Origin of the sequence: Brevibacillus sp. AY1, from assembly GCF_029870785.1 — a bacterium.
Classification (GTDB): domain Bacteria; phylum Bacillota; class Bacilli; order Brevibacillales; family Brevibacillaceae; genus Brevibacillus; species Brevibacillus invocatus.
In genome coordinates, this window is record NZ_JAFLPN010000005.1 from 117,265 (window position 1) to 132,231 (window position 14,967).

General features: G+C 48.2%; 12 protein-coding genes and 1 pseudogene. 3 read left to right on the forward strand and 10 right to left on the reverse strand.

Translation table 11 applies throughout. The annotated features are described in order from the left end of the window. Nucleotides 1–185 precede the first annotated feature (185 nt). Both JZI27_RS07345 and JZI27_RS07350 read left to right on the forward strand, forming a co-directional pair. A complete protein-coding gene (locus tag JZI27_RS07345; RefSeq protein WP_481752802.1) occupies nucleotides 186–1,556 on the forward strand; it encodes an arsenic transporter in 1,371 nt (456 codons plus the stop codon). A gap of 28 nt (nucleotides 1,557–1,584) precedes the next feature. Then, nucleotides 1,585–2,250, forward strand: a complete 666-nt coding sequence (locus JZI27_RS07350) for a DUF2642 domain-containing protein (protein WP_280207178.1) — start codon at nucleotides 1,585–1,587, stop codon at nucleotides 2,248–2,250. Between the two features lie 164 nt (nucleotides 2,251–2,414). Here JZI27_RS07350 and dacB read toward each other — a convergent pair whose 3' ends face one another. The 7 genes from dacB to JZI27_RS07385 form a co-directional block, all read right to left on the reverse strand. Beyond that, nucleotides 2,415–3,836 (reverse strand): D-alanyl-D-alanine carboxypeptidase/D-alanyl-D-alanine endopeptidase, encoded by a 1,422-nt coding sequence (dacB, locus tag JZI27_RS07355; RefSeq protein ID WP_280207179.1) that lies wholly within the window; start codon nucleotides 3,834–3,836, stop codon nucleotides 2,415–2,417. Nucleotides 3,837–3,846: 10 nt separating this feature from the next. Beyond that, the gene (locus JZI27_RS07360) at nucleotides 3,847–4,848 is read right to left on the reverse strand and encodes an ABC transporter ATP-binding protein (protein WP_280207180.1); all 1,002 of its coding nucleotides are present in this window, start codon (nucleotides 4,846–4,848) and stop codon (nucleotides 3,847–3,849) included. Beyond that, nucleotides 4,845–5,843 carry an ABC transporter ATP-binding protein gene (locus JZI27_RS07365; RefSeq protein WP_122907842.1) on the reverse strand — a complete coding sequence of 333 codons (999 nt, stop codon included), beginning with the start codon at nucleotides 5,841–5,843 and terminating at the stop codon, nucleotides 4,845–4,847. Before JZI27_RS07365 ends, JZI27_RS07360 begins: the two co-directional genes overlap by 4 nt. A 39-nt stretch (nucleotides 5,844–5,882) precedes the next feature. Next, complete coding sequence (locus JZI27_RS07370) at nucleotides 5,883–6,779, reverse strand: ABC transporter permease (RefSeq protein WP_122907843.1); 897 nt, start codon at nucleotides 6,777–6,779, stop codon at nucleotides 5,883–5,885. Nucleotides 6,780–6,887: 108 nt separating this feature from the next. Further along, entirely contained in the window at nucleotides 6,888–7,808 is a 921-nt protein-coding gene (locus JZI27_RS07375) for an ABC transporter permease (protein ID WP_280207181.1), read from the reverse strand. 44 nt (nucleotides 7,809–7,852) lie between these two features. Next, on the reverse strand, nucleotides 7,853–9,433 hold the full coding sequence (locus JZI27_RS07380; protein WP_280207182.1) for an ABC transporter substrate-binding protein: 1,581 nt from the start codon (nucleotides 9,431–9,433) through the stop codon (nucleotides 7,853–7,855). Between the two features lie 494 nt (nucleotides 9,434–9,927). After that, nucleotides 9,928–10,905: a P1 family peptidase gene (locus JZI27_RS07385; RefSeq protein ID WP_251243175.1), complete on the reverse strand. Its 978-nt coding sequence runs from the start codon at nucleotides 10,903–10,905 to the stop codon at nucleotides 9,928–9,930. Nucleotides 10,906–11,338: 433 nt separating this feature from the next. Here JZI27_RS07385 and JZI27_RS07390 point away from each other — a divergent pair. Beyond that, nucleotides 11,339–11,565: pseudogene (locus JZI27_RS07390) on the forward strand (VOC family protein). Between the two features lie 216 nt (nucleotides 11,566–11,781). On the opposite strand, the gene JZI27_RS07395 reads toward JZI27_RS07390, so the two are convergent. The 3 genes from JZI27_RS07395 to JZI27_RS07405 all read right to left on the reverse strand — a co-directional run bounded on the left by JZI27_RS07395 (nucleotide 11,782) and on the right by JZI27_RS07405 (nucleotide 14,943). Further along, entirely contained in the window at nucleotides 11,782–13,302 is a 1,521-nt protein-coding gene (locus JZI27_RS07395; RefSeq protein WP_122907845.1) for a tripartite tricarboxylate transporter permease, read from the reverse strand. A 19-nt stretch (nucleotides 13,303–13,321) separates the two neighbouring features. After that, entirely contained in the window at nucleotides 13,322–13,765 is a 444-nt protein-coding gene (locus tag JZI27_RS07400) for a tripartite tricarboxylate transporter TctB family protein (RefSeq protein WP_183184830.1), read from the reverse strand. A gap of 131 nt (nucleotides 13,766–13,896) precedes the next feature. Continuing rightward, nucleotides 13,897–14,943 (reverse strand): Bug family tripartite tricarboxylate transporter substrate binding protein, encoded by a 1,047-nt coding sequence (locus JZI27_RS07405; protein WP_251243098.1) that lies wholly within the window; start codon nucleotides 14,941–14,943, stop codon nucleotides 13,897–13,899. Nucleotides 14,944–14,967 lie beyond the last annotated feature (24 nt).

A 14,967-nucleotide genomic window follows, 5' to 3' on the forward strand; every position in this document is an offset into this window, starting at 1 on the left:
TTTGCTCTATATGCTATTAAAGCCCCCCGTTTCTTTCCACCAAGAAAAGGAAAGCACCCAAGTGTTCGATCCAAAACCAAAGATACACCTCCATCCTCAATCTGCCGGGAAATTAGCCAATGTCAAACAATACCCGAACCAGCCTTTTTTGAGGAACTCTGTGACTAGTATGGCGAATACCAATGATTAGCACGATGACCGTATTGATGATTTCCATATTTGCGCTCACAGTGATCTTTATCCTGTGGAGGCCGTATGGAATAAATGAGTCAATCCCAACCTCTATTGCAGCTGCTTCGATTTTATTGATCGGACTTGTTCCCCTCACCGACGTATTTACTATTTTTGATACCGTCACCGGTGCTTCCATCACCATTTTATCTACGATCGTAATGTCCATTGTTCTGGAAAGTATCGGGTTCTTCAGATGGGCTGCATACAACCTCGCTATGAAAGCAAAGGGCTCCGGCATTTTGCTGTTCTGGTATATTAACCTCCTCTGTTTTTTAATGACCCTCTTTTTTAACAACGATGGAAGCATCCTCATCACAACACCTATTATCATCCAAACTCTTACTTTGCTCCGAGTCAAACCTCATCAGCAAATCCCCTTCCTCATATCGGGAGCGTTGGTAGCCACCGCCGCTAGCGCTCCGATCGGAGTAAGCAATCTCGCCAATTTAATTGCACTGAAAATCGTAGGTCTGGATTTAAACTCTTATGCTGCCATGATGTTTGTCCCCTCGATGGTTGGAATCGTCTGTATCGCAGCTGGTCTCTATGTTTATTTCAAAAAAGACATCTCCATCAACTTCCACTCCCTGACTGAAAAGATTGGCAAGAAGGAGATGCACTTGCAAACCTTCGGAACAAGAATGCCACATCCTTTGGGAGCAAAAACGAATGGACATGCGTCTATAGATTGGCATATGTTTCGAATTTGTATCAGTATAGTCGTGCTAACCCGAATCAGCTTCTTTGCCCTCGCTCCTTTTGGTGTTCCGACAGAATGGCCCGCTATCATCGGTGCTATTTTGTTGATCTTGGTTCGATGGTACAAGAAAAGAATGGGCCTAATGGATATCGTGAAGAAAAGTCCGTGGCATATCATTATTTTTGCATTCAGTATGTATGTAGTCATTTTCGGCCTGCATAACGTGGGTTTGACTTCCATCATTATCAACACCTTGGGAGATACTGTTGCGGCACATCCTCTGTACGCCATTTTCATCATGGGTCTTCTGCTTACGATCCTGTCGAATGTAGCCAATAACCTGCCTGCCATTATGATCGGGACGATTTCTATTAAAGAAATGGGATTAGACATGCACACGATGCAGGTTGCTTATTTAGCCAATGTGATTGGAGCCGATATAGGTTCACTTATCCTTCCGATGGGTACCTTGGCTTCCCTGCTCTGGATCCACACTTTGAGACAGTACAAGATCCCGATGAACTGGGGCAAATATCTCAGAGTAACCTTATTCGTCATTCCCGCGAGCCTCATTCTGAGTTTGCTCATGCTGTATCTGTGGACCGAATACTTTGTGTTTTAATTTTGGGACGAGGGAGGATTGACGAATAGTGAGTTACCTGGATTCACTGGTGGGAAAGGTCATTCAACTGGAAATATCAAACAAGATCAATCTGTTAGGACTATTAATCGATTATGGTCTTGATGTCATCGTCATCTTTGATGGTATTGACTATGTCTACATCCCCTCTGGCCATATTCAAAATATCCGCCTTGTTTCAAATGACACGCAAATTTCAAGCCCTTCGAATGACAATATAGATGCGGATAACGACTTGTCGTGCAGGAAAATACTGATGGAGTCAAAAGGGATGTTTGTTCAGATCTTCGTGGCCGGAAATCAATCCATTCACGGCTATGTCACCAATGTGCTCTCGGATTATTTCTGTTTCTTTTCACCGGTCCATAAAACGCTGTTTGTTCCCTTATTTCACCTCAAATGGCTTATTCCTTATCCCGAAAATAAAACTCCCTACACCCTGGACAAAGATAACCTCCCTGTAAGTCCCTCTGTGATCAAACTGGCACGTACCTTTGAAGAACAGCTGAAAAAAATGGAGGGTAGAATCGTAGTCTTTGATCTGGGGAGCAACCCTGAAAAAATCGGTCTGCTAAAAAGCATCCAAAACAGTATGGCCGAGTTGATCACTGCTGATCAAAAATCACTGTATTGGAACATTCATCACGTAAAAATGGTCAACTTTCCTAATATGTGAGGATTAGAAAACTTGGCTACGCCAAGCTTTTGGCGGAGCCTTAGTTGCACTTATACTATCTTCCGCTAATCTTTTTAGCGCTTTAGCGCACTCAACACTTTCCGATAGTATAAGAAAAGGGCCCCCTTAACGGAGCCCTTTTTTCATGCTATTCCAACCGCTTCTTATGTGGCAGATCCCTCTGCCAGCGCCAACAAAATCCGATCCTCCTGCGCCTTCAGGTAATCTGTCTCGCCTGGATAGCGATTGCCCATAATCGAAAAAACAAGCCTTTCGCCGGATGGCATCGTGGCGTAACCGGATAAACCGCTGACAGAGGTCAGCGTACCTGTTTTGGCTTTTACCTGTTGAGAGAGAGGACTATCAGTCAAGCGAGACTCCAGTGTTCCATCCACCCCAGAAATAGGGAAAGAATGGAGCAGGCTTTCATACTCCGCTTGTGTGGTCATTGCCTCCAGCACCGTCAAGATTTGCCGTGGGGATACAAGATTGTACGGACTTAATCCCGAACCATCGCGCAATTCAAAGCGACCTTTTACACCCAATTCCTCCAGCGTCTCACGAACGACCTCGATACCCGCAGTCGCGCTGCCTTCACCTTTTACAACCGCGCCCATCGTCTTCAGCAGCATTTCCGCGTAATGATTATCACTCGTCTTGTTCAAATGCTTGGCGAATTCCTTCAATGGTGCAGATTCCAGCGCTGCAATTCGATTCCTGTCTTTTGGCTCTACACCCCCCACAACCTTGCAATCAGGTGCCAGAAGGACTCCTGCTTCGGCTAATGCTTCTTTCAGTACCGTTCCGACGTAGAAAGGCGGCTCGTCTACAGTCACCGAATGAGAGACTTCCTCCCCAAGAGGTAGATTGCCCTTTACGATAATGCTGTTCGTTCCGCGTTTCCGCTTGATTTCCAGCGTGTTTGTCTCTTCTGCTGAAGCCGTCCTAGCTTCTGATTGAATCTCTACATAGCTGGTATTTGGCAAAAGGGCAAGCTCAACAGCATCCCCCACTTGTGCCCCCGGACGAGCCTCTACCAGAACGGTTCCGCGATTCAACGACAAAGGACTGGTCTGGGCACTGTAGTATTCTGATTCATAGTCCCACGCCCATCCATCTCCGAGGCGTTGTTCATCAAAATAGGACGTATCCACGATGATGTTCCCCGTAAGCTGTCGGATGTTTTTCTCTGTAATGGCCGCCACGATTTGCGCAATAGACACGCCGTCATGAACTTGAAATGGCGCGCAGGAATGAAGGGTTGGGTCACCAAAGCCCTTGATCACCAGGTCGCCTGATAGCACCCCATCATGATGCAGCTCTCCCGCATAGGAAATCTCCGTTTGATAGCGGAAATCCCCACCCAGTCTTTGCAGCGCGGCCAAGACTGTCAAGATTTTGGTATTCGAAGCCGGGGTAAACAACTTGTCTGCGTCGTGCGCAAACAGTACCGCTTGATCCCCTTCCCGATCAAGGGATTTGACCATGACACCAATAGAGGCACCAGTCAGCTCGACTTCCGATACAATCTGATTCAGTCGATCCTGCAAGGTGTGGATGGTGCTCTCATCATAGGATTTTGCCAAGCTTAACGCCTCATTTCTCTGTAGGGTTGGGATGAATGTCGCGATAGTAGAGATGACAGCTAACGAAGTGACCGGGTTCTGCTTCGATCTCGCGCGGCTTCACTTTCTCGCATACTTCCATGCGAAATTGGCAGCGCGGATTAAAGTAGCACCCTGTAGGAGGAGAGATGGGACTTGGAACGTCTCCCTTCAAGATAATCCTCTCTTTTTTCATATCTGGATCGAGTGAAGGTATCGCCGACATCAGGGCTTGGGTGTACGGATGCAATGGCTTCTGGAACAATTGCTTCTTGCCTGCTTGCTCCACCATTTTCCCGAGATACATGACGCCGATGCGGTCACTGACGTGCTTGACCACACTGAGATCATGCGCGATAAAGATATACGTGAGCTCGTACGTTTTTTTCAAGTGCTGGAACAGGTTCAAAATCTGCGCTTGAACAGAGACATCCAAAGCTGACACTGGCTCATCCGCAACGATCAGCGAAGGATTGACCGCGATGGCCCGCGCGATTCCGATCCTCTGGCGCTGACCGCCGCTAAATTCATGCGGGTAACGCCCGGCGTGCTTCGGGCTTAATCCGACATTCACCAGCAGGTCGGTCACCATCTCTTTTCGCTCTTTTGCATGTTGACCGATCTGATGCGTCGATAGAGCTTCTACCAGAATCGACTCAACCGTCAATTGCGGATTTAGCGAGGCATAGGGATCCTGGAAAACAATCTGGATGTCGCTTCGCAGCTTTCGCAATTCATTCTTTGACAAATCCGTTACTTCTCGGCCTTTAAACTTGACCGACCCAGAAGTGGGCTCAATGAGTCGCAGGATGCTCCTGCCCATGGTGGATTTGCCGCATCCGCTCTCCCCGACAATCCCCAGAGTCTCTCCTTTTTGAACACGGAAGGAAATATCATCTACTGCCTTGACGAATAGGCTGTTCTTGTTGAAAAAACGATTGCCAACAGGAAAGTATACCTTCAGCTCTTTTACATCCAGCAGGGCATCCGTCATGCGATCACCTCTTGATTCTCATACAGCCAGCACCTGACCCATTGTTCTCCTCGCTCGAACAATGGCGGATTCTCCAGATGACATTTTTGAAAAGCTTGTGGACATCTCGCATAAAAAGGACAGCCTGTCTGAATCACCCCGAGATTGGGCACATTCCCAACGATCGGAACCAGTGGCTTGTCGCTATCGTCATTCATATCTGGCACCGAATTCAGCAGTCCCACCGTATAGGGATGCTTGGGCTTTTTAAGCAGCGTACGCACATCTGCCTGCTCGACAATTTGTCCGTAATACATCACCATGACGCGATCCGCCATCTCCGCAACGACTCCCAGATCATGGGTAATCAGCAGGATTGCGGTATGAAAATCCTTCTTCAGCTCGTTCATGAGCTCCAGGATTTGCGCTTGAATCGTGACATCCAGTGCTGTCGTCGGTTCGTCGGCAATCAGCAGCTTGGGAGTGCAAGCCATTGCCATCGCGATCATGACCCGCTGTCTCATGCCGCCAGACAGCTGGTGCGGATACTCGTCCATGATTTTCTCAGCGCGAGGAATTCCGACTTTTTTGAGCATCTCAATTGACTTTTCCTTGATTTCTGCCTGGGACAGGGAGGAGTGCAAATAAATCACTTCCCCGATCTGTTTGCCTATTTTGTGCACAGGGTTCAGGGAGGTCATCGGCTCTTGAAAAATCATCGACATGGTATTGCCACGGATGGAACGCATTTCTCGCTCCGAAACTTTGTTGAGATCCTTCCCCTCAAAGAGGATTTTCCCTTCCGTATAGCCTGCATTTTTCGGAATGAGCCTCATCAGCGAAAGGGAGGTCACACTTTTCCCACAGCCCGATTCGCCCACTACGGCCAGCGTTTCCCCTTCTTTGATGGTCAGGTTCAGGTCTTTTACGGCTTGAATATGACCGCCGTTTTCCGCCTTGAAGTGAATATACATATTCTCCACTTTTAAAAGCTCTTTTTCTTCTGTATTCGCCATGATCTACGCCCCCTTCTTCGTCTCATGAACATTCCACGATTATTTCATTCTGGGATCGAGAGCGTCACGCAATCCGTCTCCTAATAAGTTAAAGCCCAGGACGACCAGCATGATCGCCAGTCCTGGAAAGAGCGTCATCCACCAAGCCTGGCTCAGGAATGATTTTCCTACAAAAACCAATGCCCCCCACTCCGGGTTGGGAGGTTGCGCACCCAGTCCAAGGAAGCTCAGGGCTGCAGCGGCCAGGATACTGACACCAAATTGCAAAGTCGCCAAAACGATGATGGGAGAAGCAATATTCGGCAGGATATGGCGGAAGATAATCTTCCAATCCCGTACCCCCAATGCTCTCGCGGACTCGATGTACTCCTTTTCACGAACAGCCAGTACAGAGCCCCTGACAACCCGGACAAAGGAAGGGATGACCGATATGGCTACGGCGATCATCGCATTGGTCAAGCCGACACCGAGTACAGCCACGATGGCAATGGCCATCAAGAGCGATGGGAACGCCAAAAGGATATCCATGAGCTGCATAATATAGAGGTCCAGTCTTCGGTAATAACCGGCGATCACGCCTAGCAATACACCGACCGTACCGGCAATCGAGACGGCGACGAGCCCCATCAGCAGGGAAACGCGACCGCCGTACAGGATTCGCGTGAAGATGTCCCTGCCGAATTCATCGGTTCCAAGCCAATGCTCTGCACTCGGTGCCTTCAGGCTCTCATCAAATCTCATCTCGTTCACCGGGTAACTCGTTAGGAGAGGCGCACATATGGACGTGAGAATAAAAAAGAGCAAAATCGCTCCACCAAACATCGCACCTTTGTTCTTCCGCAGTTTTTTCCAGGCCATACCAAAGAATGAAAGGGATGCTGATCCCAGCTCCTCCGGAACGACTGGCTGCAGATTACCTTCGGTTTTTGTCATCATCTGGTTGAACTCCCCTCCGAGATGTGTAGTCCAACTATTCCTTCCACGCCAGGAGATTGACAAGCTGGAAAACGATTGCACCAGCTTGTCAATCCTGTCGAGCAGCATTTAATCGTAGCGAATACGCGGATCGAGTTTGGTATAAATCAAATCAACAACTAGATTGACGATGATAAACAAGAACGCCATGAATAGGATCAAGCCTTGCACGGTAGGGATGTCACGGGTCGCAATGGCGGAAACAATCAGGCTTCCCATACCAGGAAGGGCAAAAACGGTTTCCGTCACGACAGCTCCTGCCATCAATGCGCCAAACTGCAAGCCGATCAGCGTCGTTACTGGAATCATCGCATTCTGCAGGCTGTGCTGAATGATCAACCGATACAGGTTGGCTCCTTTTGCCTTCGCCGTGCGGATATAATCCTGCTTGATGACCTCCAGCATGCTGGAACGTGTCATCCGCGCAATATTCCCCGCTGTTCCCAAGCCCAGTGTGATGGATGGCAGGATGAGCGAGTAAAACCCTTTGTAGCCCGATATCGGAAACAATCCCAGGTGATAGGCGAAAAACAGGATCAGGAACAAGGCGATCCAAAAGCTCGGTGCTGATATTCCGATCAAGGAGATGACCATGGCGAGCTGATCGAAGATGGTATTCTGGTTCATTGCCGCAATGATCCCGATGATGATCCCGAATATCGAGCCAAAGATGATACTGTACACCGCTAGCTGAGCGGTAATGGGAAATCGGTTCAAGATCTCTTCCATGACGGTATAGCCCGTCACATAGGAGGTACCCAGATCACCCTGGAATACGCCTGCCATATAGCTGAAATACTGCATCGGAAGTGGCTTATCCAAGCCCAATCGACTCTCCAAATCGGCAATCGATTCCTCGGTAGCGAAGTCTCCCAGGATATACCTCACAGGATCACCAGGGATGAGATGGAGCATCATGAAGACCAAAAGAGATACGCCGATGAGTGTTACGCCCATTGTCAATAATCGTTTGAGAAGGTAAGACGGCAATCTAAGCCCCCCTAGACATAAGAAACTTCAAGTACGTGCTGTCATTATTCGGTTACCTCTACATCCTGCCAGATAATTCTGTTAGAGATCGGATGCTTCTTGAAATTTTTCAGTCCGCGTGTCGCTGTGATGCTCTCACGAACAAAGAGCGGTACCCAAGGTGACTGTTCAACCAGGAATTCCTGTGCCTCTTCGTAAATCTTGAAGCGTTTTTCCGGATCCATTTCCACTCTTCCTTTTTGCAGCAGAGCATCGAGTTCATCGACTTCATAGTGCAAGCGCGTGGATTTGCCTTTACCAAAGAGCAGGAAGTACAAGATATCCGCATCGAACCAGCCATAGCTCCACAAGATCATTTGGTGGGAGCCTTTTGGCGTTTGCTCGATAATCGCAGCCGACTCCTTCACAGTCAATCTCACATCAATGCCGATCTCTCTTAACTGATGCTGCAAAATTTGGGCTACCCGTTGCATGGCAGGCTCATTTTGCACCCACATTTCCACCGATAATGGCTTGCCATCCTTCATCACAATGCCTTCTCCGTTCTTCTCGGACCAACCCGCTTCGGCCAACAGCTGCTTCGCTTTTTCTTTGTCCTGTGTATACTTTTGACGTGCTTTTTCTTCGATGGCTGGGCTATGTCCATTGACCACCTCTGGCAGAGGACCGAATACTGGCTTCGCCGCACCTCTCATCGTATTTTGGATAATCGGCTCGCGATCGACAGCCAGAGCAATGGCCTGACGCACTTTTACATCTTGGAAAATAGGCAATTTATTGTTCCAGCCCAAGTAGGTCATGACATAGTCGGACACTCTTTCCAGTTCCACGCCCGGTTCTTTTTCCAGCTCCTCGATATATTGGAACGGAACATCCAGCAGGACGTTGACCGAGCCCTTCTTGAACTCCAGGATTCGGGTCTCATCGTCAGGAATGAAGCGGAAGGTCACCTTGCTGAAGCCCGGAGTTCCCTTTGCTCCCCAATCCGCTTTCTCAAACGGTTTGTAAACGACTGAATCTCCTCGTTTGACCTCTGTCAGCTGGAGCCTACCAGCAGCACTCGCATTTTTGTCGAACCCTTCACCCTGTGCATCCAAAGTCGATACGTCCAAGGGAGCAAGATAAGCCGAGGTTGCATTGCTGAAGAACGGTGCATACGGTTCGCTCCAGGTAATTTTGAACGTGGTTTCACCCAGAACCTCGATTTTTTCAATGGAACCTGCATTTGTTTTGAAAGGCGATTTTTCGAGGAAGCGCTCAAATGATTTCTTGACTGCTTCGGCATTGATCGGTTTCCCTGAATGGAAAACAGCATTTTCCTTCAACTCAAACGTAATCTCTTTTCCTCCATCTGCAACCTTGTAATCTTTGACTAACCCTGGAACAATCTCTCCATTCAAATCTCGCTCGAAAAGTGTGGCGTACAAATGTTCAGTCGGTTCGCCAATCGATGAGGTTTTGTGAATATCCAGAGAATCCGGTTCCGTAACAGCGGCAACCACGATCTCCCCTTTAGCTAGTTCCTGACTAGGCTCTGGATTCTCCTGACTCGCTGGAGCGCAGCCCGTAAAGAGCAGGGATGCAATCACCGTTGGGATCAGCCAAGATTTGGTTCTCTTTTTCATGTTCATACCCCCGTTTGCAGATAGAATGAATAGGATGAATACCACTTGCATGAAAACCATTCTGTTCTCTTACAAACCAAAGCTGTTTACTTTTTTCCCCCTTATTTTTATTAGATTATTCTGTATATTGGTAAAAATAGTACTTTTAAAACAATTTTAAATCCAATAGGAAACTCTCATGAGGATATAAAAAATAGTAATAGGGGAGATAAAGCGAATGGAAGAAATAAAAAAAAGCCCAGCACTACTGGGCTGGACATCCTTGAAAATGAATGTGGTGGGGACCCTCTTAATCAGTTGAATAGCCATAAAAATGTATTTTATATGCTAAACTTTGCATAAAATTACAAAAATCCAAATGCTCCTTAAACAGCGTACACCATTCTATACCCCAATCGAAGGTATTTTAAACGATGAACTCTCCCAATCCCACAATCCCGAGATGTGAAAAAGCATGCAGACCTACTCGCCCTTGCAAAATAGGCACCAGCTTTTTATGTAAGATCCCGGTAAGCCGGAAGCCCTTCAGCTCCCTCGGCTGCTTTGATTGCATTCACGACTGCAGCGGCCAATACTTCCGCGGACAAGGTCCCCACGAGATTGACGGAAGCGTCTACTCCTCCAGTCGCAACAGCAAAAACCGTATCGCCATCGCTCATGGTATGGACGGGAAAAATCGTTTTCGCTAGGCCGTTATGCGCCATTTGGGCTACTTTGTTGGCCTGGGTCTTGTTTAGATTGGCATTGCTTGCGACTACCGCAATCGTCGTATTCGTGCCGCTCGGTACCGGAGGAGAAGCCTGCTCGATCATCCAGGAAAGCGCATCGCGAATTTTTCCAGAATCATCGCGGGCTCCAGCTAAAATCTCACCGGATACAGGATCCTGTACCTGTCCCACTGCATTGACTGCAACCACCGCTCCCACCACCAATCCGTTAGGCAGCTGAATCGATGCGGAACCAAGCCCCCCTTTCATCGCTCGCTTTCCACCAGCAAGCTTTCCGACTGTTGCGCCTGTCCCTGCCCCTGCATTTCCTTGTTTGACCGGATCCTTGCTGGCTATTTTGGCGGCTTCATAGCCCATCTGCTGATCCGGTCGAATTTTGGCGCTGCCAAAGGACAGGTCAAAAATCACCGCAGCAGGAACGATGGGGACAACTCCCACCCCGACATTGTGACCGATCCCCTGCTCTTCTAAATAACGCATGACCCCGCTTGCTGAGTCCAAACCATATGCACTGCCTCCAGTCAATACGATGGCATTTACCTTTTCCACCATATTGATGGGATTGAGAAGATCCGTTTCTCTCGTTCCAGGAGCCGAGCCGCGAACGTCTACTCCACAAGCCGACCCTTTTTCCAGCACCACTACTGTGCAGCCCGTCATAGCGCTCAAATCCTGCAACTGCCCGACTTTTACTCCAGGTACATCCACGATGGTACCGCCTGTCTTGAATAGGTCTCCCGACATGGGGGCTGCTGCTGCGACATTCGTGCCCTGTGCTTCTTCTGCTCTCGCAGCACTGACACCGATTAGACTGGTCGGTACAGCAGCCGCCAAGCCCAGCATGGCCGCTTTTGTTAAAAATTCTCTGCGTGAATAAGAGCGGGCGTCTGCCCAATCAGCCTGATCATTGCCATGATCGCTATGTGCTGGACTCACGGATATAGACTCTTCGAATGACTCTTTCCCAGTATCGCCTTTCATCAACGTCCCACCTTTTCGACAGATTTAACAACATTTTATTATTATTTGAATATTTAGTCTATTTAATTCAGTAGACAAAATCTTTCATAAACTACCGATTATTCGCCTTCTTTCCTTTCAGAACATCTACTTTACAACTATGTTTAATAGGGTTTTTAATAAAGGAAATAATCTACAAAGAGATGAGGCGGAATACATGGCCAATAAGCGCATGGATCACGTGGGAATGGTAGTGAAAGATTTTGAGAAAGCGATCGCGTTCTATCAAACGGTGGTCGGGTTTGAACTCAAGGGAAAAATCACCCACACCAATGGCTCGGAGCGCAGTTCGTAGACAAAGAAATCGTCACTCTGCCAAATGGCTACCGCTACTTTTTCATTTTTGGCCCGGAAGGTGAATGGGTCGAATTTTTTCAAAGATAAGCTAGCGTTCAAGATCCTCTGTAGCGGCCCCTTCCATACAAAGATCAGAACCCCCAACTCCATGAGAAGTTGGGGGTATTTCGCACCAGCGCTATTCGTTGTGTACGGCTATTCGCGATTGATCCGTCATACGAGCTCGACGAAGCAGTCTCTTCATTCATCCACCTGATGCGATCGTTTACAGCGCAAGTGGGAAATGGGAAACGCTGTACATGATTACTCCGTGATTTCTACATCAGAGCCCACTGCATCCTTTACCCGTGATTTTGTCCGTCTCATCATCACAATAGAAAGGACGAACAGAACGATGGCTAACAGGAAGATGGTCAATGAAATCGGTCTTGTGAAGAAAATGGCAAAGCTTCCTTTCGACATCGCCATAGACTGGATAAACGATTTTTCAAACATGGGTCCCAAAACAAAGGCCAAGAGCAATGGAACGACCGGCCAACGATATTTGTTCAGGAAATAGCCAATGACACCAAAAATGATGGCGATAAAGACATCGAACAAGCTGTTATTGATCGAATAAGCCCCGACAAAGCTGAGAATCAAAATGACAGGTCCCATGATGCCATAAGGGATTTTGGTCAATTTCGCCCACAGCCCGATCAACGGCAAATTCAAGACCAGCAGCATCACGTTGCCGACGAACATACTGGCAATAACTGCCCATACAAATTCACCGTTCTCTTCAAACAAAGTAGGTCCTGGCGTCAGCCCGTTAATCATGAAGCCCGCTAACAGAACGGCTAATGTGGTTGAGCTTGGAATCCCCAGAGCAAACAAGGGAATAAAACCCGATGAGCTGGTTGCATTATTCGCCGCTTCAGGGGCCGCAACCCCTTTCATTTCACCATGACCAAATCTTTCTGGGTGTTTTGATACTTTTTTCTCCAGGTCATAGGCCAAAAAGGTTGTAACGGCTGCGGAGCATCCCGGCAAGAGCCCCAGGAAAAAACCGACTAAACCTCCACGGAACATCGCTCCGGAATTCTCGCGTATTTCCTTGAACTTGGGATAAATGTTGGTAATTTTGCCAACAGCAATCGATTTCGTGTTCTCTTCCATTCCTTTGATAACTTCCGAAATGGCGAATAAACCGATCACGACGCTGATGATATCGATGCCTGCTTGTAATGGCTCGATTCCGAAGCTGAAGCGCACCTGACCACCGGTAAGTCCAACCCCTGTCATGGAGAGCAAATAGCCAAAGAGTCCCATGATCAAGCCTTTGATCAAAGACGCGCCAGCCAAATTGACGATGACCGTTAACGCCAGGAACATCAAGGCAAAATATTCGGGCGAACCGAATTTCAATGCTTGATCGGCAAGCAGAGGAGCGAAGAAAACAAGGCCAATGACACCCATCGTTCCGGCTACAAAGGAACCGATCGCGGCAATGCCAAGCGCCGGTCCGCCCCTGCCTTGTTTGGCTAACGGATACCCATCCAAGGATGTAGGAACCGCGGATACCTCACCTGGAATATTGAGCAATATGGCGGTAGTCGACCCCCCGTACATGGAGCCGTAATAGATCCCCGCCAACATGATAATCCCTTCTGTCGGCCCAAGAACGGTGGTGACCGGCAGCAAAATCGCAATGGTGGAAGTCGGTCCAAGACCCGGCAGCATGCCTACTAGCGTGCCAATCAATGCTCCCCACAGCGCCATCATGATGTTCATCGGTGATAAGGCAACCGAAAATCCGTCTAGCAGTAGGTTTAATGTTTCCATTTACAAGTCACCCCCTGAATCACAAGTTGAATATCCCAGCAGGGAATGGCATATCGAGCCAGTAGACAAATACTGCGTATACACATACCGTCTGAATCGCAGAGAAGATGACCGATTTACGAAAATTGTAGGAACCGATAATCCGAAATAACGCGATGGAAATGATAAAAGTTCCGATGGCAAAGCCTAGAAAATAGAGTAGAACACAATAGCCCAATAAAACGCCAAAAATGCCGATAATTTTCCGCAGCATTTGACGGTCAGGGAATTCAACTTTAAAACTTTGCCCTTTTACAAAGACCGCGAGTAAACCAAGCACGATCAATCCGATCCCGATCACGCCCGGCATGATGTGGTCCCCGACGTAAAAACTCAACCTGGTAGGGTATAATCGAAAAGCTTCGTAGAGGGAAAGCCCACCAAAGATGATGCTGATCAAACCTCCGACACGATCGGCCACCATAAGCTTGCTCCTTTCCAATCGTTCCGATGCCAGCCAAATTCCTGACAATGATCATATTTGCAAAGAGGGATAGCGTCTACCCCTCCTTGCAAAATGACAGTGGAACTTGAACTTGTACCTTTACTAGAACACTACTGTTTCTTAGGGATGTTCAAGGTTTCAGGGCTTACTTTCGCTGCACCTGCATCCTGTAGCAGCCAAGCAGAGATCGACTGCTGTTCGCGCCAGAACTTCTCCGCCTCTTCCCCGCTGATGCCCATCGGGATAATTGCCAAATTTTTCAGCAATGCTTGGTAATCAGCATCCTTGGAAGCTTCTGCGAATGTTTTTTCCAACGTTTGCTTAACGTAGTCAGGCGCTTCTTTTTTCACCCACACGCCATAGAACGGTCCCCATGGCATGTACTTCGACATAGCTGGCAATTCATCGGTAATGGCTGGCACGTCTGGAAGCTCTTCTACCTTTGCATCGTTTACGACAGCCAGGACGCGAACCTTCCCGCCTTTCGCGTTTTCGATTGCCTTCGACAAGCTGACGATCGATACGTCAATATGGTTACCGAGCAGCGCTGTAACGATTGGGCCTTCACCATCAAAAGGAACCATGTTGAATTCAACGTTCTCACTCTGACTGATCATTGCAGTTACCATGTAGGACAGTCCGCCCGGTCCAGTCGTCCCCATTTTAATATCGGCAGGATTCGCCTTTACATCATTCATCAGATCGGTCATGGTTTTGTATTTCGAGCTTTCGTTTACAGTAATGGCAGCCAACCCGCGGCCCATGATGTGAACGGGATAGAACTCCTCAAAGCTGCGCTCTGAAAGCTGCAGTACACCATAAACGGTCGGGTTTTCTGCTGCGAACAGCAAGGTATTGCCATCTGCTTCTTTGTCAAAAACGTACTTTGTCCCTACCGTACCTGTCGCACCTGGTTTGTTCGTGATGTTGATCGATTGACCCAGCTGTTTTTCAGCTACTGTTGCAATCGCTCGTGCTACCAGATCCGTTCCGCCACCTGCTCCGAAAGGAACGATACCTTCGATTTGTCTGGTCGGATATTGTGGCTGTCCGCTATCTCCCTGGCCGCTGCTGCATGCGGACACGAGAAGCATGCTTGTCAGCAAGCAAAGAGCTGCTCCCTTTTTCCATAGTGAACGCTTTTTTTGTTTAAACATGAACATTCTCCCCCTAATCAATGA

Coding starts and splice junctions, on each gene's coding strand:
- JZI27_RS07360 (WP_280207180.1), bottom strand. CDS start 4,848: ATGACGGATGCCCTGCTGGATGTAAAAGAGCTGAAGGTATACTTTCCT.
- JZI27_RS07365 (WP_122907842.1), bottom strand. CDS start 5,843: ATGGCGAATACAGAAGAAAAAGAGCTTTTAAAAGTGGAGAATATGTAT.
- JZI27_RS07370 (WP_122907843.1), bottom strand. CDS start 6,779: ATGATGACAAAAACCGAAGGTAATCTGCAGCCAGTCGTTCCGGAGGAG.
- JZI27_RS07380 (WP_280207182.1), bottom strand. CDS start 9,433: ATGAAAAAGAGAACCAAATCTTGGCTGATCCCAACGGTGATTGCATCC.
- JZI27_RS07385 (WP_251243175.1), bottom strand. CDS start 10,905: ATGTCGGGAGACCTATTCAAGACAGGCGGTACCATCGTGGATGTACCT.
- JZI27_RS07395 (WP_122907845.1), bottom strand. CDS start 13,302: ATGGAAACATTAAACCTACTGCTAGACGGATTTTCGGTTGCCTTATCA.
- JZI27_RS07400 (WP_183184830.1), bottom strand. CDS start 13,765: ATGGTGGCCGATCGTGTCGGAGGTTTGATCAGCATCATCTTTGGTGGG.
- JZI27_RS07405 (WP_251243098.1), bottom strand. CDS start 14,943: ATGTTTAAACAAAAAAAGCGTTCACTATGGAAAAAGGGAGCAGCTCTT.